The organism is Acidovorax sp. LjRoot204 (assembly GCF_056175785.1).
In genome coordinates, this window is the sequence record NZ_JBGFFF010000047.1 from 1 (window position 1) to 22,601 (window position 22,601).

11 protein-coding genes and 1 pseudogene are annotated in these 22,601 nt (G+C 64.8%); 7 read left to right on the plus strand and 5 right to left on the minus strand.

From position 1 onward, the window contains the following. The 7 genes from AC04MI_RS10770 to AC04MI_RS10800 all read left to right on the plus strand — a co-directional run. A partial coding sequence (locus tag AC04MI_RS10770; RefSeq protein WP_476497774.1) for an acetate--CoA ligase family protein occupies nucleotides 1-1,575 on the plus strand: 1,575 nt, incomplete at its 5' end. Then, the gene (locus AC04MI_RS10775; RefSeq protein ID WP_476497775.1) at nucleotides 1,572-3,638 is read left to right on the plus strand and encodes a 3-hydroxyacyl-CoA dehydrogenase NAD-binding domain-containing protein; all 2,067 of its coding nucleotides are present in this window, start codon (nucleotides 1,572-1,574) and stop codon (nucleotides 3,636-3,638) included. The genes AC04MI_RS10770 and AC04MI_RS10775, both read left to right, overlap by 4 nt. 64 nt (nucleotides 3,639-3,702) lie before the next feature. Further along, nucleotides 3,703-4,908, plus strand: a complete 1,206-nt coding sequence (pcaF, locus tag AC04MI_RS10780) for a 3-oxoadipyl-CoA thiolase (protein WP_436077703.1) — start codon at nucleotides 3,703-3,705, stop codon at nucleotides 4,906-4,908. A gap of 99 nt (nucleotides 4,909-5,007) precedes the next feature. Then, nucleotides 5,008-5,985 (plus strand): Bug family tripartite tricarboxylate transporter substrate binding protein, encoded by a 978-nt coding sequence (locus AC04MI_RS10785; RefSeq protein WP_436077704.1) that lies wholly within the window; start codon nucleotides 5,008-5,010, stop codon nucleotides 5,983-5,985. Between the two features lie 3 nt (nucleotides 5,986-5,988). After that, nucleotides 5,989-6,873 (plus strand): alpha/beta fold hydrolase, encoded by an 885-nt coding sequence (locus AC04MI_RS10790; RefSeq protein ID WP_436077705.1) that lies wholly within the window; start codon nucleotides 5,989-5,991, stop codon nucleotides 6,871-6,873. A gap of 1 nt (nucleotide 6,874) precedes the next feature. Continuing rightward, a complete protein-coding gene (locus AC04MI_RS10795; RefSeq protein ID WP_476497783.1) occupies nucleotides 6,875-8,200 on the plus strand; it encodes an MmgE/PrpD family protein in 1,326 nt (441 codons plus the stop codon). 884 nt (nucleotides 8,201-9,084) lie between these two features. After that, entirely contained in the window at nucleotides 9,085-11,547 is a 2,463-nt protein-coding gene (locus tag AC04MI_RS10800; RefSeq protein WP_476497776.1) for a beta strand repeat-containing protein, read from the plus strand. 76 nt (nucleotides 11,548-11,623) lie between these two features. On the opposite strand, the gene AC04MI_RS10805 is transcribed toward AC04MI_RS10800, so the two are convergent. From AC04MI_RS10805 to AC04MI_RS10825, 5 genes and pseudogenes are all read right to left on the minus strand, one after another. Further along, nucleotides 11,624-16,555 carry an AAA family ATPase gene (locus AC04MI_RS10805; RefSeq protein ID WP_476497784.1) on the minus strand — a complete coding sequence of 1,644 codons (4,932 nt, stop codon included), beginning with the start codon at nucleotides 16,553-16,555 and terminating at the stop codon, nucleotides 11,624-11,626. A gap of 82 nt (nucleotides 16,556-16,637) precedes the next feature. Further along, nucleotides 16,638-17,324, minus strand: coding sequence for a response regulator (locus AC04MI_RS10810; protein ID WP_436077707.1), 687 nt, complete (start codon nucleotides 17,322-17,324; stop codon nucleotides 16,638-16,640). A gap of 375 nt (nucleotides 17,325-17,699) precedes the next feature. After that, nucleotides 17,700-18,322, minus strand: a pseudogene (locus AC04MI_RS10815) (tyrosine-type recombinase/integrase). Nucleotides 18,323-18,823: 501 nt separating this feature from the next. Next, a complete protein-coding gene (locus tag AC04MI_RS10820) occupies nucleotides 18,824-19,807 on the minus strand; it encodes a hypothetical protein (RefSeq protein ID WP_436077708.1) in 984 nt (327 codons plus the stop codon). Between the two features lie 133 nt (nucleotides 19,808-19,940). Beyond that, nucleotides 19,941-22,589, minus strand: coding sequence for an EAL domain-containing protein (locus tag AC04MI_RS10825; protein WP_436077709.1), 2,649 nt, complete (start codon nucleotides 22,587-22,589; stop codon nucleotides 19,941-19,943). Between the last annotated feature and the right edge of the window lie 12 nt (nucleotides 22,590-22,601).

Sequence of the window (22,601 nt, forward strand, 5' to 3'; positions counted from 1 at the left end):
CTGCTATCGCGAGCAGCGGCGCGTGGTGTAGGCTTGTCCAAACTGATCTCCACCAGCAATGAGGTGGATCTGGAGCTGGCCGATTTCATCGACCACCTGGCCGATGATGAGGCCACCAAGGTGATTGCGCTGTATGTGGAAACCGTGCGCGACCCCGCCAAGTTCCGCAGCGCCTGCCTCAAGGCCGCGCGCGCTGGCAAGCCTGTGGTGGTGTTCAAGATCGGGCGCTCTGAAGCGGGCGCAAAAGCGGCTGTGTCGCACACCGGAGCGCTGGCTGGTGCAGACCGCATGTATGACGCGCTGTTCAAGCAGGTGGGCGTAATCCGCGCGCAAACTTTCGCTGACTTGTTGGACATTCCCGCCGCTCTGGCTACCGGCCGCAAGCTGCACGGTAAGCGCGTCGCCATCTTGACCTCCACCGGAGGTGCAGGAACGCTGGTGTCCGATGATCTGGGCATGGCTGGTTTTGACACCCCCGCGCCTGATGCAGCCACAGCCGAGGCGTTGCGCGCACTGCAGACCGGCGACCATGCCGTGCTGGACCGCAACCCCATCGACGTGACGCTGGCAGGTTTGAAGCCCGACCTGCTGCGCGGAGCCATCAATGTGCTGCTCAAGAGTCCTAGCTATGACGCACTCACCATCATCGTGGGCTCCTCCAGCCTTGCCATGCCGGAGCTGCTGGCTGGCGCCATCCAGGACTGTCTGCCTAACTCTGACAAACCGGTGATCGCCTACGTCAGCCCCCATGCACCAGAGGTGGGTGCACTGTTGACGCAGCGCGGCGTGCCTGCGTTCGCGGCGGCTGAGAGTTGCACGGCTGCACTGCGCGCCATGTTCCAGGCGACTGAGCTGAAACCCCAGGTCGATTCCAGCGCGCCTGCTGCAGTGGTGTCGGTAGACGGCTTGCCAGCAGGTTCCCTGGACGAATACCAAGCCAAGCAACTTTTCACGCGCTTTGGTGTGCCGTGCGCGAGCGAACGCATCGTTCACTCCCCTGCGGAGGCCGAGGCTGCAGCACGGGAGATGGGCAGTCGCGTGGTGCTGAAGATTCYCTCGTCGGAGATCACGCACAAGAGCGACGTGGGGGGCGTGGCCGTCAACCTGTCGGCAGAGACCATTGGTGCGCGCCTTACTGCAATGGGGTCTGAAGTGGAGGCCAAGGCGGGTGTGCTTCCCAAGCGATTTCTCGTTCAGGAGATGGTGGGYGGCGGCACMGAGCTGATYCTKGGCATGCACCGCGACSCRCTGGGCACCGCCATYCTGCTRGGCATGGGSGGYRTCACSGCCGAGCTGTTCAAGGACACGACCATGCGTCTGCTCCCACCTACCGGTGGGTTGTCGCGGGCCGATGCGCTGGCCATGGCGCAGGAGCTTAAGACCTGGCCGCTGCTGGACGGCTTCCGTGGTCGCCCCCTGGCCGACGTTGACGCACTGGTCACCACCATCGTTGCTTTCTCGCAAATGGCGGCCCAGCTCGGCGAACGTTTGGTCGAGGCCGAAATCAACCCGGTGTTCGTGTTGCCCAAAGGCCAAGGCGTTCGTGCTGCCGACGGTGTCGTGGTGCTCGCATGATGACTGCCAATGCAAGAGCTCAGGTACGGCTGGAGCGTGACGGCGACGTGGCTGTCATTTGGATCGACAACCCGCCGATCAATGCAGGCTCTGCCGCAGTGCGTGCTGGATTGTTGAACGCCATTGATGAGGTGGCTCGCGACGAGCGCATTGTGGCTGCAGTGCTGATCGGGGCGGGCACCACCTTCATCGCGGGATCGGACATCCGCGAGTTTGGGCAACCGCTTGCAGAGCCGCAGTTGCCCATGGTGATTGCTGCCATAGAAGCCTGCCCCAAGCCCTTTGTGGCAGCTCTCCATGGCGCGGCGCTGGGCGGCGGCTTCGAGCTGGCGTTGGGCTGTGACGCGCGCATCGCTGCTCCCGAGACAGTGGTGGGTCTGCCTGAGGTCACGCTGGGGATTATTCCTGGAGCTGGAGGCACTCAGCGGTTACCGCGACTTGTCGGTGTGCCACGCGCGCTGGCCATGATCTGCAGCGGTGAGCGCGTGAAGGGGGCCGCAGCGCTTGCTGCTAGCCTTGTCGACCAGATCGCTGAAGGAAATCTGTGCAACGCGGCCGTGGCGCATGCGCGAAGCCTGGCGGGGCGCAAGCATCGGTTGCGTGAACTTTCAGTCCTAGCAGGCGAACCCCAGGCCGTGGCCGATGCAGTAGCGGCTGCGCTGAAGGCTGGTAAAAATCGCCCGGCTGTGGTGGCGGCGATTGACGCCATCAAGGCATCGGCCTTGCAAGACTTCGACACTGCGCTGGCCGGTGAACGCGCGGCCTTCCAGCAGCTGCGTACCTCGCGAGAGGCTTCGGCTCTGCGCCACCAGTTCTTTGCAGAGCGCGAAAGTGCCAAGCACCCGGAGCTGCTGGGCGCGGCAACCCGCACGGTGCAGACCATCGCTGTGATCGGCGCAGGCACCATGGGAACGGGTATCGCGATCGCTGCGTTGGACGCAGGCTATGGGGTGCTGCTGCTGGAGCAGGATGGTGGCGCACTGGATCGCGGTGGCTCACGCATCCGCGAGCACTACGCCGCCCGCGTGAGCGCCAGAAAGATGGCATCCGACGTTGCACAGTCGCGCCAGGAGAGTTTGCGCACCAGTCTGCAATGGAATGACATCGCCGAGGCCGATCTGATGATAGAGGCTGTGTTCGAAGACCTGGATGTCAAGCGCGAGGTGTTCGCGCGCATCGACGGCCTAGCCCGCCCCGGCGCTGTGCTGGCGAGCAACACGTCCTATCTGGACCTGGACGCCATCGCTGCCGCTACATCGCGTCCGCAAGACGTGATTGGTCTGCATTTTTTCAGCCCAGCCAATGTCATGCGCTTGATGGAGGTGGTGCGCGGCCAGGCTACCGCGCCCGATGCGCTGGCTACAGGTTTGGCAGTGGCCAAGAAGCTTGGAAAACTGCCGCTGCTGACGGGGAATGCCTTCGGTTTCGTCGGCAACCGGCTGTACGCAGCCTACCGTCGCCAATGCGAGTTTTTGGTCGAGGAAGGTGCGTGGCCTGAGCAAGTCGATGCGGCGCTGCAGCACTTCGGTTTTTCGATGGGGCCTTTTGCTGTGGCCGACCTTTCAGGGCTGGATATTGCCTGGCGCATGCGCCAGGCCCAGGCTGCAACGCGCGATCCTGCAGCGCGCTATGTGCACGTCGCCGATCGGCTGTGCGAAGCTGGTCGCCTGGGGCGCAAGACCGGCGCAGGCTACTACCGCTATGCAGAGGGCAACAAGCCCATGGTGGATGAGGCCGTACATGCATTGATCGAGCAAGCACGTGCGGAAAAGGGCATCACGCCGCGCATCATCTCCGATGAAGAGATCGTGCGCCGGGTCTTGCTAGCGCTGGCCAATGAGGCTGCTCTGCTGCTGGCCGAAGGCGTGGCCTCTCATGCCACGGATGTGGACCTCGCCCTGGTCAACGGCTACGGATTTCCGCGTTGGGAAGGCGGCGTGGTGTTCTGGGCCCGCGAGCGCGGCGAGACTGCACTGAGCGCTGACTTCGCGTGGCTCGCCGAGATCAACGGCCCTGGATCAAGGATCGGTGACCCACGCCCTTTACTCGCCAGCTCACGCTGATGAGACAAGCCGTTCGCCATGTCCTCGATTGAACCTTGCTGTGCATCATCAACCTGGAGTCACGATGACCCGACATGCCTTCATCTGCGACGCTGTTCGCACCCCCTTCGGACGCTATGGCGGTAGCCTGTCATCCATGCGCGCCGACGACCTGGGCGCCGTACCCCTTCAGGCCTTGATGGCGCGCCATCCAAACCTGGATTGGGAGGCCGTGGCCGATATCGTCTACGGTTGCGCCAACCAGGCTGGAGAAGACAACCGCAACGTAGCCCGCATGTCCGCCCTGCTGGCGGGACTTCCCGTGGGCCTGCCCGGCAGCACGGTCAACCGGTTGTGCGGCTCGGGGCTGGATGCACTGGGCACAGCCGCAAGGGCCATCAAATCTGGAGAGGCCAGCCTGATGTTGGCGGGGGGCGTGGAAAGCATGAGTCGTGCGCCCTTCGTGATGGGCAAGGCCGAGGGTGCTTTCTCGCGCGCGGCGAAGATTGAGGACACCACGATCGGCTGGCGCTTGGTCAACCCTAAGATGAGGGCCTTGCACGGCGTGGACAGCATGCCCGAGACGGCCGAGAACGTGGCAACGGATTTCAAGATATCGCGCGAAGACCAGGACCGCATGGCATTGGCCTCACAGCGCAAGGCGGTCGCTGCGCAGCAACGCGGCTTCTTTGATGCCGAGATCGTACCGGTCACGGTGCCGCAAAAGAAAGGCGACGTGCTGGTGGTCACACGCGACGAACACCCGCGCGAGACGAGCCTGGAAGCGCTGAGCCGTCTCAAGGGCGTGGTGCGGCCCGATGGCACGGTGACCGCCGGCAACGCCTCGGGCGTGAATGACGGGGCCTGCGCATTGTTGCTCGCCGACGAGCACGGAGCCGCACGGCATGGGCTTACACCGCGCGCTCGTGTTGTTGCCATGGCCACGGCCGGTGTGGCGCCACGCATCATGGGCATGGGCCCCGCACCTGCCACACGCAAGGTTCTGGAGCTGGCTGGATTGACCCTGGCACAGCTCGACGTGATTGAACTGAACGAAGCCTTTGCGGCGCAAGGGCTCGCAGTTCTGCGCGATCTGGGCTTGGAGGACGATGACCCACGCGTGAATCCGAACGGGGGCGCCATTGCCCTGGGGCATCCGCTGGGGGCTTCTGGCGCCCGATTGGCCACTACTGCCGTCAACCAGCTTCTCGACACGGGCGGCCGGTACGCGCTTTGCACGATGTGCATTGGAGTGGGGCAGGGCATCGCGCTGATCTTGGAGAGAGTGTGAGCCTCCCCTGAGCCTGACGCGCGCAGGAGGCTATGACAGCCTTCAGACGATGCTCTTGGGCACAACCTTCATCGCGCAAGACAAGAACAAGGAGACAAGATGAATCGGATGGTCCGCAAATGGATGTCAGGTCTGGGAATCCTGTGGCTGGCCTTGGCAACTTCTGCCGTGGTTGCACAGACGTTCCCCAGCAAACCCATCCGCCTTGTGGTTCCGTTTCCCGCGGGAGGTGGCACAGACGCCATGGCGCGCACACTGGGTGAAGCACTCTCGCGAGAGCTTGGCCAGCCGGTGCTTGTGGAAAACAAGGCGGGTGCAGGTACGGTCATCGGCAACGACTTCGTCGCGAAAAGCCCGCCCGATGGGCATACGCTCTTGTTGAACACTAGCGCTGTCGCAATCGTGCCTAGCCTATTCGCAAAATTGCCTTATGCAGCAGACTCCGCGTTCGCGCCCATCACCTTGCTGGGGCGCGCACCCAATGTCGCGGTGGTTCGGTCAGACAGTCCGCTGAAGTCGGCCGCCCACTTCCTTGCGCAGGCCAGGGCCCATCCAGGCAAGGTGGCCTATGGTTCGGCCGGGAACGGCACTTCCACGCATTTGGCTGCGGAGTTGCTCAAAAGCATGGCCAACATGTATGTCATTCACGTGCCGTACCGAGGCGCGAGCCCGCTGGTGACGGACGTTTTAGCCGGCCAGATCGATGTGGGTTTTGGCACTCTGCCCAGCGTCGCCCCGTTCATCGCCAGTGGAAAGCTAAGAGCTTTGGGTGTGACCAGCGGCAAACGTTCGCCGCTGCTGCCCGATGTGCCCACCTTTGCAGAGGCCGGTGTAACGGGTTACCAGGCGGATGTCTGGTACGGAATTTTCGCGCCTGCTGGAACGCCAGCGCCGGTTGTGAACCAACTCTACGCGGCGTTTAAACGCGCGTCTGAAGCAGACGCATTTCGCCAACGGGCCCAAGCAGAAGGGCTGGCCGTTACCCTTGACCCACCCGAGGAAACCGCGCGCATCGTGCGCGCTGAAGTTGTCAAGTGGCGCAAGGTCGTCAAAGAGCAGTCCATCAAGGTGGATTGAGCGATGGCAGCCGCCCTTTCATTCGCACCACCCGATGCGCTTCTGCTGGCCGACCTGGAGCGCTCGGCGGTCCGCCAAGAGGTGCCTCTGGCCGGTTCGATACTGCAAATGACTTGGCGTCGATGGGGGGAAGGGCCTCCAATAGTGCTGCTGCATGGCGGGCATGGCAACTGGCGGCATTGGGCACGTAACGTGGAGGTGCTTGCCACGCGCCATACGGTTTGGGTGCCCGATCTGCCAGGCTATGGCGATTCATCCTTACCGGCGGATCACACGCTTGAGGCGATGGTGGCTCTGGTCGGCCATTCTCTTGATCGGTTAGTGGGGCCGGATACTCCGGTAGGTGTGGCTGGATTCTCTTTTGGCGGTCTGGTCGCTGCCGGGCTGTCAGTCGAACGCGGTGCCATTTCACGCCTTGCGCTGCTGGGGCCTGCAGGCCATGGAAGTAAACGCCGTCCCAAGGGCGAACTCCGCAACTGGAAGCCTGCGCTTGAGCGAGAGGACTGGGTGGAGTTTGACGCAGCTATGCGCCACAACCTGATGATGCACATGCTCCACAACGTCAACAGTCTCGACACCACAGCTCTCGCGATCCATACGCAGTCATGCCTGCTGACTCGGTTTCATAGTAAGCGTATCTCCCGTTCCTCTCAGTTGCCACAACTGCTGGAAAGGTACACAGGCCCTGTGCTGCTTGCTTGGGGGGAGCATGACGTCACGGCCCATCCACATTCCACTGCATCCATGCTCATGCAGCGCCGTGGACCCTGCACTTCGGTGATCGTTCCCCGTTCAGGCCACTGGGTGCAGTACGAGGCGGCCAGCGATGTGAACAGCCTGTTATTGAACTGGTTTGATCAAAAATTCTCTCCTTGTCAGGAAACCTGAAATGCACGCTACAGAAGTATTCGCACGGTATGCCACCGAATTCCAGCGCCAGCCGCTTTCTGGTGATGTTATTCACCACGCCAAGCGTGCCGTGATCGATTGGTACGCCTCTTTGTTCCCAGGTTTGAATACGCCGCCCGTGGCTATCCTGGAGAAGACCCTCGCAGATGACCTCGACCGTGGTCGATCCCTCCTAGGTAACGGACGTACAAGTACGGCACGTACGGCCGCGCTCATCAACGGCGCTGCAGCGCATGCGGCCGAGGTGGATGACAGCTTCCGCGATGCGATGTACCACCCTGGCGCAGCGACCATCGCGGCCGCATTGGCTGCAGGGCAGGACCTTGGCGTTGCAGGCCTCGATTTTCTGCGGGGGGTTGTGCTTGGGTACGAGGTCTCCACTCGCATCGGGGTGGTCATGGGCCGACCTCATTACAAGTTCTGGCACAGCACCGGCACGGTAGGCAGTTTTGGTGCGGCGGCTGCCGTGGGCGGAGTCATGCGCCTCGACGGCACCGCGTTCGCCCACGCGCTCTCGACCGCCGCGACGTTTGCGGCAGGGCTTCAGCAGGCGTTCCGCATGGACTCGATGTCTAAGCCACTGCACGCAGGGCGCGCCGCAGAGGCTGGCTTGTTGGCAGCGCAATTGGCCTCGCAGGGCCTGACCGGATCGTTGGATGTACTGGATGGAGAAGTCGGGCTGGGGCAAGCCATGAGCAACGGCCCGGATTGGTCGACCATCGGCGTAACGCTGGGTCAAGATTTCCACATCACTCGACTGACCTTCAAAAACCACATTGGCTGCGGACACACGTTTGCAGCCATTGATGGCGCGCTGGAGCTGCGAGAGCGCCACAATCTTCGGGCGGACGAAATCAAGAGCGTGCGGGTTGCAACCTACCGCCCCGCCCTGGACATTGCTTGCTACACCCGCCCCACAACGGCCAACGAAGCGCGATTCAGCCTGACCTATGTCGTCGCCACTGCGCTGTCACATGGCAGCGTTCGCTTGGCGGCTTACGAGCCAGATCGACTGGATGATGTACGTACACGCGCTCTGATGGAGCGTATGACTGTTGAGGTGGATCCGGCTCTTGACGCAGCATTCCCAGGGCAGCGCTCCGCCCGCATCGAGATAGAGACTGTGGATGGTCGTCGGCTTACACATTTGCAGCCCAACCGCAAGGGAGATCCTGAGCTGGCTCTCACAGATGCCKAACTTGAAGGCAAATTCTTGGAGCTTGCAGAACCGGTCATTGGTGCAACTAAAGCTAGGGCCCTGTTGGAGAAGATCTGGGCTCTCGACAGTCGCAACGATTTGTTTTAGGTCCATCAGCGCTAGGTCGCTTGAAGTGTTCTAAGAACTGGCGCTAGGCGACCGCAATGCAGCGATTGCGGTCCCTGGGGGGCGCCTCGCGACGGACAGGAATAGCCCCCTAAGCGGTCGTCCTAGCTGTCCGCCAGTAGGGATCGCTGACGGACTCAACTGCGCCATGATGCATGGTTCGGCGGCCTGACGAGGCGGGTCAAAAGCGCACGGCATGGCCCTCCTTAGTAGCCCGATCAAAAGCGTCACATCTGAAGTAACAGGGATGTGGCGCCCTGTGCTCACCCCTGCAGGTCGCGTGTGATTGCCGGGTGGCAGTGTCCAATGATGCAAGCTGACTCCAGCGGCACCCGAAGACTGAAGCGAGACCCACGCCTCCTATCCGGGGCATAGTTAGGCCCCTCCAGCAGTTCATGGAAAATCGACCCAAGGGCGATGCCGAAAAATTCAGTCACCGCGCCGGGATAGGGCTTCCAGCGGAATGTCGCACACAAAAGCCTTGGGGGAAGCCCCCTTTCAGGACGCGTCGGTAATCGCGTGTATCCCCGAGATTGGCGGTAAGCGCAGCCAGGTAAGTGTGTGCACCAGCCTTGAGTTGCCCAGTTCATCTTCAAAATCAGCAAAACCACGAAGTTCACTTGCACCTGGCTGTTGGTGACGATGACTAACATTGAGCCGCTATCTATCGAGCTCGGCTGGCGTACCGTGTTCGCGGGATATTCAACAGGTCGTGGCGTCCCTAGCATCGCGTTCACTCGTTGGAGATGAATGCCATGCGCCGCTTTTTACTTTCACTTTGCACCGCTGTTTCGATCCTTCTTGCCGCGTGCGGCGGGGGAGGCGATGGTGACGCGCCCGCGGTAGCGAAGGTCAACGTCGGCGGCATGCTCGCCGGCTTGGGGGCGGGCAAGAGTGTGGTGATCGCCGATGCGAGCGGGCCGACTGCCAGCTTGAGCGCCAACGGCAGCTACAGCCTGAGCATGCCCGCAGGCACGGCCTACAGCTTGCGCGTGYAGGCACAGCCTTCGGGGCAGACCTGCACGGTCAGCAATGGCACCGGAACCGCCAACGCGGATGTCAACAACATCAGCGTCAACTGCGCGGACAACACCATCGCGCCGGAGGCGAAGGTGGTGAGCGGCACCATCGCCGGCCTGGGCACCGGAAAGACCATGGTGCTGCAGCTCAACGCGCAAGACGGTATTCAAGAGACGACAGTCAACGCCGACGGCAGCTTCCAGTTCCCCGAACCGGTGGTCGGCACCTACACCATCACCGTGAAGACGGCACCCACAGGACAGACTTGCACCGTAGCCACCACGGGTGGGATCACGATCATCTGTGCGGCTTCCAGCTTCAAGCTGAGCGGCACGGTCAGCGGCAACGTGGGCGTCGTGGCCATCCGCAATGCCAGCAACGGTGACACGGTCACCATGAACACCAACGGCGCCTTCAGCTTCACACAGCCCGTGCTGCAAGGCGGAAGCTACAGCGTGGGCGTCTTTGACCAAAGCGCCGACCAGACCTGCAGCGTCACGGGCGGCAGCGGCACAGCCAACGCGGATGTGGGCAACATCCAGGTCAGCTGCACGGCAGTTGTGGTGGTGGTGCCACCGATACCAGTTCCGGCCGTCCCCACCGGCCTGATGATGACCTACGGTGTCAAGCGCTTCATCCTGGCCTGGGGCGCAGTCACCGCGCCGATAGGCGGCGGCACGGTGAGCTACAAGTTGTTCGAAGACCCGGACGGCCCTGGCCCCATGGCCAGTGCRCAAATTGGTGGCAACTTGAGCGCCAACACGTACACACATGCCGTCAGCAGCCTGCTGCACACGCGCCTGAATGCCCAGTACACCGTGCAGGCTTGCAACAGCGGCGGTTGCAGCACATCCACCGCGGCCATCACGCCCAGTGTCAACCAGGCCATCGGGTATTTCAAGGCCAGCAACACCGATGCGGCCGATAACTTCGGGAGTTCGGTGGCGCTGTCCGCCGACGGCAGCACGCTCGCGGTCGGAGCGCACCAGGAGCAGAGCCATGCCACGGGCATCAACGGCAACCAGAACGACAACACTGGCTCCTCGGGCGCGGTCTACATTTTCACGCGCACGGGGGCGGGCTGGAGCCAGCAGGCCTATGTGAAAGCCAGCAACACCGATAGCGGCGACTTTTTCGGCTCCAGCGTCGCGCTGTCGGCGGACGGCAGCACGCTGGCCGTGGGCGCGCACCGTGAACGCAGCATCGCATCCGGCATCAACGGCAACCAGGCGGACGACTCGGCCGTCTTTGCCGGCGCGGCCTATGTCTTTACGCGCACGGCGGGAACCTGGAGCCAGCAGGCCTATGTGAAGGCCAGCAACGCGCGGGCGAGCAGTGCTTTCGGCTACCACCTGCAACTTGCGGCCGACGGCAATACCCTGGCGATAGGTGCCCCTCAAGAATCAAGCAATGCGACTGGCGTCAACGGCAACCAGACCGACACGAGCATGACCTTCGCCGGCGCGGTCTACGTCTTCACGCGAAGCGGTACCGTCTGGAGCCAGCAGGCCTATCTGAAGGCCAGCAACACGCTGGCGGATAGCGAGTTTGGAGTCACCGTGGGGCTGTCCGCCGACGGCACCACGCTGGCCGTGGGTGCGTACGCCGAGGACAGCAATGCCACCGGCATCAACGGCAACCAGGCCGACACTTCCCTCAACGCCGCCGGCGCGGTGTACGTGTTCACGCGCACGGGGGCCACCTGGACCCAGCAGGCCTATGTGAAGGCCAGCAACACCAGGGCGAATGCTTTTTTCGGCTTGAATGTGGCGCTGTCCGCCGACGGCAGCACCCTGGCCGTGGACTCCTGGGGCGAATCCAGCAACGCAACCGGCATCGATGGCAACCAGGCCGACACCAGCGCCAACAATTCGGGCGCGGTCTACGTGTTCACCCGCGCCGCCGGCGCCTGGAGCCAGCAAGCCTATGTGAAGGCCAGCAACACCCGGGCGAACGCCGAGTTCAGCCGGGGCCTCGCGCTCACCTCCGACGGCAACAAATTGGCGGTCGGGGCCCGGTTCGAAACCAGCGGCGCGACCGGTATCAACGGCAACCAGGCCGACACCTCGGCCGCCAATGCCGGCACCGTCTACCTGTTCACCCGCACGGGTGCTGCCTGGAGCCAGCAGGCCTATATCAAGGCCAGCAACACCGGCGCAGGCGACGCTTTCGGCTCGAGGCTGGCGCTGTCGGCCGATGGCACGACCCTCGCGGTAGGGGGCGCTGGCGAAGGCAGCCAGGCCAGCGGCATCGATGGCAACCAGGCGGACAACTCGGCGTCCAACGCGGGGGCCGTCTATCTGTACTGAGCCTACGCTCCTGATTCGATAGCTTTCAGCCCAGGATGGACGGGGGCTGGAGGCCGATTTGGCATTGAATCGTGCGTCAACGCAAAGGCAACTGCAATCGCACGCGTGTCCCCGGGCGGGCAGCCTCCACCGTCACCGTGCCGCCAATGCGCGAGGCGCGCATGCGCATATTGCCCAGGCCGCGCCCGGGGCCTGCCCCGCCCGGGCGCGGGCCGAGACCATCGTCCGTAATCTCCAGCTGCAGCAGCGTGTCCGTGGCCGCGAGCCGCACACAGACCTGGCGCGCGCGGGCATGCTTGAGGACATTGGTGAGCGCCTCTTGCGCCACACGCAGCACCTGCAGCCCGGTCGTGGAGGCCAGCGGCACGCTGTCGCCGGTGCCTTGGTCGTTCCAATGGCTGGCCACACCGGCATTGAGCAGTTGGCTGTCCCAACGGAAACGAAAACTCCCCCAGGCCTGCAAAAAGTCTTCACCGTCGGGGCTCATCGCCTCCAGCGCCAGGCGCATGTCGCCGATGCAGGCGCGCAAGTCGCCAGCCACCTGGGGCGCGTCGAGCTCGCCACGCTCCACACGGGAGAGGGTGACAAACAGCTGCGAACCCAAGCCGTCGTGCAGGTCCGACATGATGCGCTGGCGCTCCTCGTCGGCGGCGTGCTGGCGTTCCAGCCGGCGCAGCCGCGCATGGTTTTCTTCCAGCGCGCGCGTGCGCTCGGCCACGCGCTCTTCCAGTTGGGCGTTGGCCTGCCGCAGGCCGTCGTGGGCGGCGCCCAGGTCCTGGAAGAGGCGCGCGTTGGCCATGGCGATGGCGGTCTGCGAGGCCAGTAGGTGAGCCAGCATTTCGCGGTCGGGTGTGAAGCAACCGGCGATGAGTTCATTCTCCAGGTACAGCACTCCGACCGTTTCGCCCGCAGCGACGACGGGCACGCACAGCACAGACACCGCCGAAGCACCTTGCCAGCGCGCGCAGCTGCCGTACGCATGGCTGCCGGCGGCGTCGGCCAGCACCACGCTCTTTTGCGTCAGCCACACGCTGCGCAGCAGGCCGACGGGCAGCCGGGTCTGCTCGACCGGCTGGCCGGTGCGGCCTTCGGCCAGCCCGCTTTCGCCTTCGCGTTCGGTCGCCAGCCGCAGCTGGCCACGCTCTTCCTGCAGCAACGCGCAGTAGCGCGCGCCCGCGTTTTCCATCAGTTGCTGCAGCAGCTTGTCGGCCACCGCATTCATCTCCAGCTCGGCGCTGATGGCCTGCGAAGCCTTGACCAGCGTGCCGGTGTCCAGCGGCAGCACAGGCGCAGGCTCTCGGGCCCAGGCGAAGGCGGGCAGGGATGTTTCCAGATTGCGCGCCATGGCGGTGGCGCCCCACCGGGTGTAGAGGTCGTGAGCGCGTTCCATCGCTTCGCGGATGGCTTGCGGGTCGCCGCTGCGGGTGCAGTGGCGCAGGCAGTTGTGGGCGATGACCGCTGCGTCGCCGGTGAAGCCGTTGCGAAGAGCGATTGCGACAGCCTCTTCGTACAGGCGCGCGGCGGTGGGGGCGTTGGCCAGCGCGGCCAGGTCCGCCTCGATGGCCCGCACGCGGTGCGCATGGTTTTCTGGGCAATGCTTCGCCCAGCCGCGCAACTTGCGCAAGTGGCGCTGCACCAGCCGCAGCGAGGACGTGCCGGTACGCTCGCGCAGGCGGCCCACATGCAGCAGCGCGTCATACCAGTGGTGCAGCGCCACCGAAAAACCGCCTGCTAACCGGTGCAGGTTGCGCCGCACGCGCACGCTGCAGGCGAGAACGTCATCGCCATAGTGGCCGACGGTGACGTTCAACGACACCGACAGCTGGTCGTGCAGCAGGTCGATCAGGCCGTCGTGCGCCAGCGGTCCGTCTGTGCGTTCAGGCTGCATCCGTGGCTGCGGGCCGCGCAGCGCGGGCCCGCGCAGCGACGCCAGGAGCCGGGAATAGGCGTCGCAGACGTCGCGCGAGAGGTCGTGTTTGTGGCGCCGCGAGAAAGCGCTCACATCGTGCAGCGCACCCTCCAGCCCCGGCAGCGAGTGCTGCGTGTTCCAGGTCATGCCCACGTACATACCGGCCGCATAGCCCGCGATCTCGAAGCTGCCCGCGCGTTCGGCCTGCTCGAAGCATTGCCGCATTTGCGGCAGCGTTTGCGTCAGCGACATCTTCCGATGCGCAACGAAGTACAGGTGGTTGAAGCTCAGTCCGCTGGTTCCGAAGCGCTCACCCAGGCGCAGGGACAGCTCGCCCAGCGCATGGCCGGTGTCCACATCGCTGAACACGCCCGACAGCACATGGGCAGCCACGGCCATCAGCTGAGAAGACCATGGCGTGCAACCCCGTTGCAGCGCGTGGCGCGTGCCCATCAGGCCCAGCAACGCGTACAGCGATGGCGCGTAAGCATGTGACACGCTCACGGTGGCGAAGATCAGCCGCTGCGTCTGCACATGGCGCGGTTCGTGGCTCTCTTCGGCGTCCGCCCAGGTGGCTGGCGGTCGGCCGCGCAGCACTGCCTTGAGCCGCAGCAGTTCCCACACGGAGCGGGCCGCCGCGCGTTCGGGCCGCAGGTCCAGGCCGATGCGGGCCAGCGCCACCAGCCCAACTTGGAAGGCTTCTTCGGTGCGCTCCTGCGCGATCAGCCACTGGATGCGCAGCTCCGCGCCGCGTGCGGTTGCCAGCGGATCGCCGACGATCCCTTCGGCCTGTTCCAGGCAGGTGGCGCTGGCGTCGAAGTCGCGTGCCAGCAGCAGCGCCTCGGCCGCATCATGCAAAAGCGCTCGGCGCTCGGATGCGTCGAGCGTGCAGCCAGGCAACAGCTCAACCGCGCAGCGCATCAGCGCGGCATAGGTCGTGAAGCCAGCGCGGGCCCGCGCTTGGCGCCCCGCCTCGTGGTTCATGCGCAGCAGGCCGGGAAGTTCCTCGGGCTTCAGCAGGTGCACAGCCAGATTCAGGTGCCGGCAGGTTTCGAAGAGGTGGCCCGGCTCGGCGCTGTCCCGCAGCGTTCGGCCGATGCGAAGGTGCAGGCGCTGACTGGCGTCGCCTGGCACCTGTTCGTACGCCGCCTGCTGCAGCCGGTCGTGCGCGAAGCGCCAGAACTGGCTGCTCCCGCCCTCGCTCACGGGCTCCAACAGCCATTGGGCCTGCGCGGCGCGCAAGCTGCGTTCTGTGCTGACCGGGTCGCGCCCGGTCAGCGATGCCAGCAATTGGGCACTGAAGCGCGTGCCCAAGCGCGCGGCATAGGCCAGCAGTTCGGCGTCTGCTGAGCCCAGGGCCTGGACGCCGCGGCTGGCGGCTTCCAGAACGGATTCCGGCAGCGACTCCCAGGCAGGGGATCGCTCGTCCAGCCGCCAGGGGCCGCCTGCGCTGGGTACAAGATGTCCTTGCAGCACCATCGTCTTGACCAATTGGCCCAGGAGCATCGGATTGCCAGCGCTGCGCGCGGTCAGCCGCTCCAGCGTTGCTGCGGGCTGTTGCAAGCCGCCCGGCAACGCCAGATCGAGCCATTGGCCCACCTCGGTCTCGTCCAGCGGCCGCAGGGCCACCGTGGCGGGACGCAACGGACTCAGCAGCGCGTCGCTTCGGGATGTCCAGCCGGTGTCGGAGCGCTCCAGCAGAAGCAGCAGCACGCGCTGCACCGCACGGTCTGACAGGGCCCCGGCCAGCAGCGCCAGCGAATCGGCGTCGCCCCACTGCACGTCGTCAACCACCAGCACCACGGGTTGCTCGCGCCCCAACGCGGTGAGCAGCCGCACCAGCGCCGCGAGCAATCGCTGGCRCGCATGCGCCGAAGGAACCTCGCTGTCAGCGGAGTTCAGGCTCAGCGCCGCAGCGAGCTGCGGCGACAACGCGGCCAGGGCGCTGCCGTCCGGGCCGAGCGCGGCCACTGGGCGCGGTGCACGCAGCAGCTGCTGACCGAGCGCCTCCAGCAGGTCAGCCAGTGTCGCGAAGGGACGAGCAGAACCCAACTGGTCCAACTTGACTATGGCAAACAGGCCGCCCAGTGCCATTACGTCGGGCTCCAGGTCGGCAGCGAGGGCCGTCTTGCCGATGCCGGAAGGGCCGGTGAGCGCCATGGATTCCACCGCGCCGTGGCTGGCGCGCGCCAGCGCTTGGCTTAAAACGATGCGTTCCGCCTCGCGCCCCACCAGTGCCCGCGGCAACTGCAAGCGCGCTTGCCCCGCGCCGAGGGTCGTGTCTTGCAGGTGCGGGGCCAAGCGCAGCGCATCCAGGCAGCGCTGCAAGTCGTTCGCCACCGCACGCGCCGAAGCCGGCCGGTCGGCGGGCGACTTGGCCAGCAGCGACTGCACGAGCTGGGCGAGCGGCTGCGGCACTTCAGCGCGCAGGCTGCGCAGCGGCGGCGGCTGGACCGCCAGGTGCGCGTGTAGCCAGCCCAGCGGATCGGTCGCGTCGAACGGCTGGCGGCCCGCCAGCAGCCGCCAGCCGATCAGGCCCAACAAATAGAGGTCTGTTCGCGCGTCTGGGCGGGCGGCCATGCGGCCACTGAGTTCTGGGGCGCTGTAGCGCATGTCCTGGTGCTCTGGCGGCGGGGCCTGCGCCRCTTCCTCGGCCATCAAGGCCTCCACGGCCAGCAGGCGCGCAGCGGGCACATCGGCAGGTTCAGTGCCGCCCGCGATGCGCACGCAGGCAGGCCGCAGGCGCAGATGCACGATGCCGTGGCGGTGCAGGGTATCGAGCGCCTGTGCCAAGTCCAGCAGGATGCACAAGGCTTGCGGCAACGGCACCACCGGCCGGGCTACCAGCCAGTCGTCCAGGAATATGCCGTCGTCCGCATCGACCACCCAAGTCACGCCGGTCGGCCCCTGGTGCCAGGCAATGGGGGCGCCGAAGGCGCCGAGCGTTTGCAGCCGATTGGCCACGACGCGGTTCGCGGCGACAGACGCGCCACTCAGGCCGTTGCGATGGCAAAGCAAGACGGGCTGCCCGCACTCATGCGCGCGGGCGACCATCAGGCCAGCGTCCTCGCGCAGGGTTTCGACCGCGCCGAAACGCATTGACAAGGCAGCGAGCATCTTTCGGGTTCTCCCCAGGCGCTGCGCATCCGGCAGCGAGGGCGTTATTTTGATGCTTTTGCGCTCAGAGCAGGCCGAGCAGGCGCGCCTCGAAGACCGCCTCGCCACGCGAATGGACGGCCAGTTTGCGGTAGATGCGCTTCACGTGAGTGACAACGGTATGGGGTGAGATGTCCAGGGCGCCGCCGACATCGCCGAAGCTTAGGCCCTTGGCCACAAGACGGAGAATGTCGGTCTCGCGCGCGGTCAAGGCGGCACCTGTCTCGTCGGCTTCCGGGGCGGCCGCCGGTGCGCCCGGCGCAGTGGGCGGCACGGCCGCGACGGTTGTCGCTACGCGAAAGCGCTGGAGCACGCGGCGAGCAATGCCCGGGCTGATTGGCGCGCCGCCCCCATAGACCTCCAGGATGGACGCGGAGATGCGCCCGGGCATCGCGTCTTTCATCAGGTAGCCGGTGGCGCCGGCGGCCAAGCTATCCATGACGTGAACATCGTCACCGAACATGGTGACGACCAGCACATCGGCGTCGGGCTTGCGCTGCACCGCGTGGCGCACCACGTCCACCCCGCTGCCGTCCGGCAGGCCCAGATCCGTCACGACCACGTCGGGCGCGGAGACGTCGATCAGTGCGCGGGCGGCGGCGACCGTCCCCACGGCGCCCACCAGTTGCAGCCGCGGCTCGGCAAGCACGGCATCGGAAAAAAGTTTGAGGAACGCCGGTTCATCCTCGACGATCAGAACGGTCACAGCCATCGCAGAATCTCCATCGAACCATTGTCCCACCCCGACCGGCAAATCCCATCCCGCATTTGCGGTACACGGGTCAGCCTGTTCGGCGCAGTGTGAGGTTGATGTGCTGCTCGCCAATTAAAGGGTTTAGGCAGGCTTGGGCGGAAAACACCGCGGTTGCTCGGCCGGTCCCCGCAGCGCGACACAACCACATCGCCATGGAACAGAGGCAAGCGGGCAGATTGGTCGCTTACTCCTTCCCAAGACGAACGCCGTCGGGCAAGCGAGTCTCGTGTCGGCTGCTCCTGGCCGCAGGATGTCCGTCGTGATCCCCCAGCTCTCGGCGGTCTAAGACCCATAGCCTAACCGCCCCAGATGGAAGTTTGGTGGTTTCTCAACTCAAATCTCGGTCTGTTCGGATAGCTCAAGAGCATCGTCGACCTCAATACCAAGGTAGCGGACAGTTGACTCGATTTTTGAGTGGCCTAGCAGTAACTGGACTGCACGTAGGTTCTTCGTTCTGCGGTAAATGAGCGTAGCCTTGGTTCGTCGCATGGAGTGCGTTCCATACTCTGCTGGATCCAAACCTAGCTGCAACACCCAGCGCTCAAGAATTCGGGCGTACTGACGCGTCCCGAGATGCGGCGACTTGTGAAGTCGGCTCGGAAAGATAAAGTCTTCTAATTTCAGCTTGGAGGTCTTGATCATTGCTGAAGCGCTTCACGAGTGGTCGCCGTCAGCTCGAACTGGACGGGGTGATGAGTTTTGTGCTGCATGACCGTTGCTCGCGATGCGACTTGGTCCCCATGGCAAACATCGCGTACCTTCAGGGCGACCAAGTCGCATCCGCGCAGCTTGCTGTCTATTCCAAGATTGAAGAGCGCAAGCTCGCGCACCCGGTTCTCCATCTGGAGGCGCACACGCAGTGCCCAAATATCTTTGGGCTTGAAGGGCGCCTTCTGACCAACGATCTTTCCCTTGTTCCAGGGCTCGCGATGTACGACGGCTGCAACGGATTCCATGATGGTCTCCCATCGAGTGGGGGGACAAAGACCATGCGCCTTCTACATGCCGTTGTCCACGAGTGACCACGCTAGCTGTGTAAGTTCTTGCGGTTCAGAAAAACGCCCTGTGATGTTCTTCACTGTCTGCTCTCGATCACAGCAGTCGTTCAACGTCCGCGGGTTGAGCGTCAGCAATCAGCCTGAAGCCGCCGCATGGCCAAATCGCTGCCCTTCGCGTCAAGCGTTTAGGCGCGGCGCTGAGTAGACAGATCCCGAGCTGACTGCGTACCGAACGGCCCGACTGGAAAAAATACAAGACTCAGTGAGAAACGCCCGAGAAAGTACAACACTGAAGGAATAGAAAGTACAAAGGTAGGCCCTTGGTGTTGTTCCAAGTCGTTGATTTCTCGAATTCGGCAGTACAACACTCAGCGCATATCGACAATTGCCATCAAGCGCTAGTGTTTCATGCTTGTGAAGCTATAAAAATCATAGTAGCGGGCTGTCGCTGCAATATCGTCAGACGGTCAGATCCACCTGCTGCACTGTGCCCACGCTGCCGTTTTCCCGCAGGTAGGCGCTGGTGGAGCGCACGGTGCCCAGGCTGCCGGCGCCCTCGGCGCCATCCGCCGACGGGGTCCATACCTGCAGCTGCTGAAAGACCGGGTCCGCCTCGTCAATCCAGCCGTTGCCGTCGCTGTCATAGGCGGCCAGTTCGGCAAAGCCGTTGCCGGTGCCGGGGCCGAACAGCTCCCGGCCGTTGTCGATGCGGCTGTTGTGGTTCAGGTCCAGGGCCAGGTAGCCCCGGTTGCCTGAGAGCAGGGGCACGCTGTCGGTCTGGCCGTCGCTGTCTAGGTCGAACGCAAAGCGCAGGTCCTGCAACTGCGCGGCCGAGCCGTCGAAGTTGATGACCAGCGGGTCTACCGCCACAGCGTCGCCCAGGCGCAGGCTGAACGATGATTCCTGGCGGTAGCTGCGCTGCATATCCAGCTGCAGGCTGAAGCGGATTTCCTGCCCGTCGGCGGTGCGCACGGTGCCTTGGGCGGCAAACTGGGTGCTTTCGGTTTCTACGACCACTTCGCGCTGCTCCACCAGCAGGCCCCACCCGGCACGGGGACGGCCTGCATCGGCGGTCGGCGTCGTGTCGGGGCGGCTGGCGGGTGGGGAAGGCACGGGTTCCGTCTGGCCGGTGTACACCCGCACCTGCACGCCCGTCATGCGGGCAATCAGGTCGCGGATCATGGCCAGCTGGGGTGTCAGGCCGTCGCTGGGGCTGCTGCCGGGCGCGGCATCTGCGGCATGGGTGGGGTCGATGGCCTCCTGGGCGGCGCTGGCCACGCGTGCAGCGCTGGAAATTTGTACGGCCGGGCTTGCTCGGGTAAGGCCAGGGGCGCTGGTGGGGCGGCGCTCGCCGACCCAGGCTTCAAAGCGGCTGCTTTGGGTGTGCACGCGGCTGGCAACGTGCTGGGCCTGCATCTGCAGGGCGGACGATTCAATCTTCATGGGACACCTCCAGGGCTTCCACACAGAGATATCGACGCCACGGAAAGAGAACTTGAATGTTGCCTTGCCCTTTTTCTTGTTTCCTTTCGCCGGGTACCCGATGGCTGGCGTGGTGGCAGTCTCCGCCCCCCAGCTACACCTCTTGCCGCACCCGGCTTTCAAAGTCTTCGAGCGTCAGCGGGCGGCCAAACAGGTAGCCCTGGAAAGCCTGGCAGCCATGGGCCAAAAGAAATTGGTAGTGGGCGGTGGTCTCCACCCCCTCGGCGATCACGGACAGGCCCAGGCTGCCTGCCAGCGCGATGATGGAGCGGGCGATGGCCGCGTCGCTGGCGTCCAGCAGCACGTCGCGCACAAAGCCCTGGTCGATCTTGATCTGGTCCAGTGGCAGGCGCTTGAGGTAGCTGAGCGACGAGTAGCCCGTGCCAAAGTCGTCCAGCGAAAACCCCAGGCCATGGGCCTTGAGGGCGCGCATGGTAGCGATCACGCTGTCCACGTTGTCCAGCAGCAGGCTTTCGGTCAGCTCCAGTTTGATCTGTGCGGGGTTGGCGCCGGTCTGCTGCACCAGCGCCAGCACCTGGGCCACAAAGTCGTCTTGCAGGAACTGGCGTGCGCTCACGTTGATGGCAAGGCTCAGCTGCGCAAACTGCGGGTCTTGTTGCCAGCGGGCCTGCTGGCGCAGTGCGGTTTCCATGACCCAGTGGCCCAGTGGCAGGATGAGGCCCGATTCTTCAGCCAGCGGGATGAACTCCGACGGCGGCACCATGCCTTGGACCGGATGCTGCCAGCGCACCAGGGCCTCTGCGCCGGTCACGCGCCCCTGGCTGTCCACCTGCGGCTGGTATAGCAGCAGGAACTGCGCGCGCCGCAGGCCGTTGTGCAGCTCGGTTTCCAGCAGGGCGCGGCGGTTCACGGCCTGCTGCATGTCGGGGTCAAAAAAGCGCAGTGTGTTGCGCCCGGCGTCCTTGGCACGGTACATGGCCATGTCGGCCTGCTTGAGCACCTCGTCCACCGAGTCGCGCTGGTGATTGAGCAGGGTCACGCCGATGCTGGCGGTGAAGTGGTGTTCGTGCCCCGCCAGCTCGTAGGGCTGGCGCAATTGCGCCAGGATCAGCTCGCCCAGCGTGCGCGCCTGCGCGGCGGCCTCGGGGGCGTCACTGCTCAGGTTCTGCAGCACCACCACAAACTCGTCACCTCCGAGGCGGGCCACGGTGTCCTGCTCGCGCACACAGCTGCGCAGGCGCTGGGCAACGTCCTTGAGCAGCAGGTCGCCCACCTCGTGGCCCCGGGTATCGTTCAGGGTCTTGAAGTTGTCCAGGTCCACAAACAGCACGGCCGTGGTGAGGCCCGAGCGCGCACCGTTGACCAGCACCTGCTGCAGCCGGTCCACCAGCAGGCGGCGGTTGGGCAGTTGTGTGAGTGCGTCGTAGAACGCCAGGTAGCGTGCCTCGTCCTCGGCGGCCTTGCGGCCCGAGATGTCGATGTCGATGCAGAACATCTCGGGCGGGTGCCCCGGCACCTGGATGTAGGCATGGCTGGAGAACACATGCACCGGCGTGCCGTCCTTGCGCTGCAGTTGCAGCTCGCCCGCCGGGATCACCTCGCCGGTGGCGAACATGTGCTGCATGTGTGCCCGCACGCCGTCGCGCATGGGCGGCGGGATGATGAGGTCGAGCAGATTGCCGCCCAGGGCTTCTTCGGCCGTGTAGCCGTACAGCTGCTCGGACGCCTGGTTCCAGTAGCTAGTGGTGCCGTCCTGCAGGTAGCCTTGCACCGAGATGGACGGGATGTTGCGCAGCAGCGAGCGAAAACGCAACTCGGACTCGCGCAGCGCACTTTCAGCCTGCTTGCGCTTGGTGATGTCGCGGGCGAGGAACACCACAGCCGCCTGGCCACCCACCTGCACGCCCAGGGGCTGGGTGCGTCCTTCGAACTGGCGCAGCCCTGACAGGGTCTGCAGCTCGTATTCCACGCTGTGGGTCTGGCCAGACTGCAGCGTGTCCCGGATGAGCCCCATGAACCGTTCTGCCTGCTCGGCGGGCAGCACATCGTGCAGCCGTTTACCTACCAGCTCGGGGGCGCTGGCGACCAGGGTGGCGTCGTTGGGGGACAGTACCTCCACATACCGGCCCTGGGCATCCAGCACCAGCAGCACATCGGGGATGGCCTGCGTGATGGCATGCAGGCGGGCTGCCGTGCCAATGAGTGCACGCTCGGTGGCCATGCGTTGCTCCACATCGTGCAGCAGCAGGCCCAGCACCACAGTGGCTGGGGTGAAGGTCAGCAGATAGGGCAGGGCCAGCGTCTGGTTGATGCGCTGCACGGCCTCGGCGGGCAGCTGCTGAAACAGCGCGATCACCGCCGTGTGCAGCAGCAGCCCGAACAGCGCGAGGGGGATGGGCTCCACCCCCAGCCGCCCCCGGGCGCGGCCCTCGCGGTACACCAGCCCCATGGCCGTGCACAGCACGATCACCATCAGCCCCACCTCGGCACCCGCGCCCCCCAGCCACAGGCGCCCGGTGGCCGCCATCAGCGCCGCAATGCCCGCCACCAGCGGGCCGCCAAACAGGCCGGCCATGCTCAGCACCACCGAGCGCGCGTCAAAGATCACGCCCGGCATCAGCACCACCGGGGTGAGCATGCCCACCACGCAGATGCCGCCGAAGATCAGCCCCGAAAAGACCTGGCCCACCCACGGGTGCTGGCGCCAGACGCGGATGTTGAACCCATGCAGAAAGCACAGCGCCAGCAGCAGCGCAACGCCTTTGACCAGCTCAATGAACATGGGCCTCCGTGC

What these genes read in the sequence shown, in the direction of transcription:
- AC04MI_RS10775 (WP_476497775.1), top strand. Translation starts at nt 1,572, where the DNA reads ATGATGACTGCCAATGCAAGAGCTCAGGTACGGCTGGAGCGTGACGGC.
- AC04MI_RS10810 (WP_436077707.1), bottom strand. Translation starts at nt 17,324, where the DNA reads ATGGCTGTGACCGTTCTGATCGTCGAGGATGAACCGGCGTTCCTCAAA.
- AC04MI_RS10825 (WP_436077709.1), bottom strand. Translation starts at nt 22,589, where the DNA reads ATGTTCATTGAGCTGGTCAAAGGCGTTGCGCTGCTGCTGGCGCTGTGC.
- AC04MI_RS10820 (WP_436077708.1), bottom strand. Translation starts at nt 19,807, where the DNA reads ATGAAGATTGAATCGTCCGCCCTGCAGATGCAGGCCCAGCACGTTGCC.
- AC04MI_RS10790 (WP_436077705.1), top strand. Translation starts at nt 5,989, where the DNA reads ATGGCAGCCGCCCTTTCATTCGCACCACCCGATGCGCTTCTGCTGGCC.
- pcaF (WP_436077703.1), top strand. Translation starts at nt 3,703, where the DNA reads ATGACCCGACATGCCTTCATCTGCGACGCTGTTCGCACCCCCTTCGGA.
- AC04MI_RS10785 (WP_436077704.1), top strand. Translation starts at nt 5,008, where the DNA reads ATGAATCGGATGGTCCGCAAATGGATGTCAGGTCTGGGAATCCTGTGG.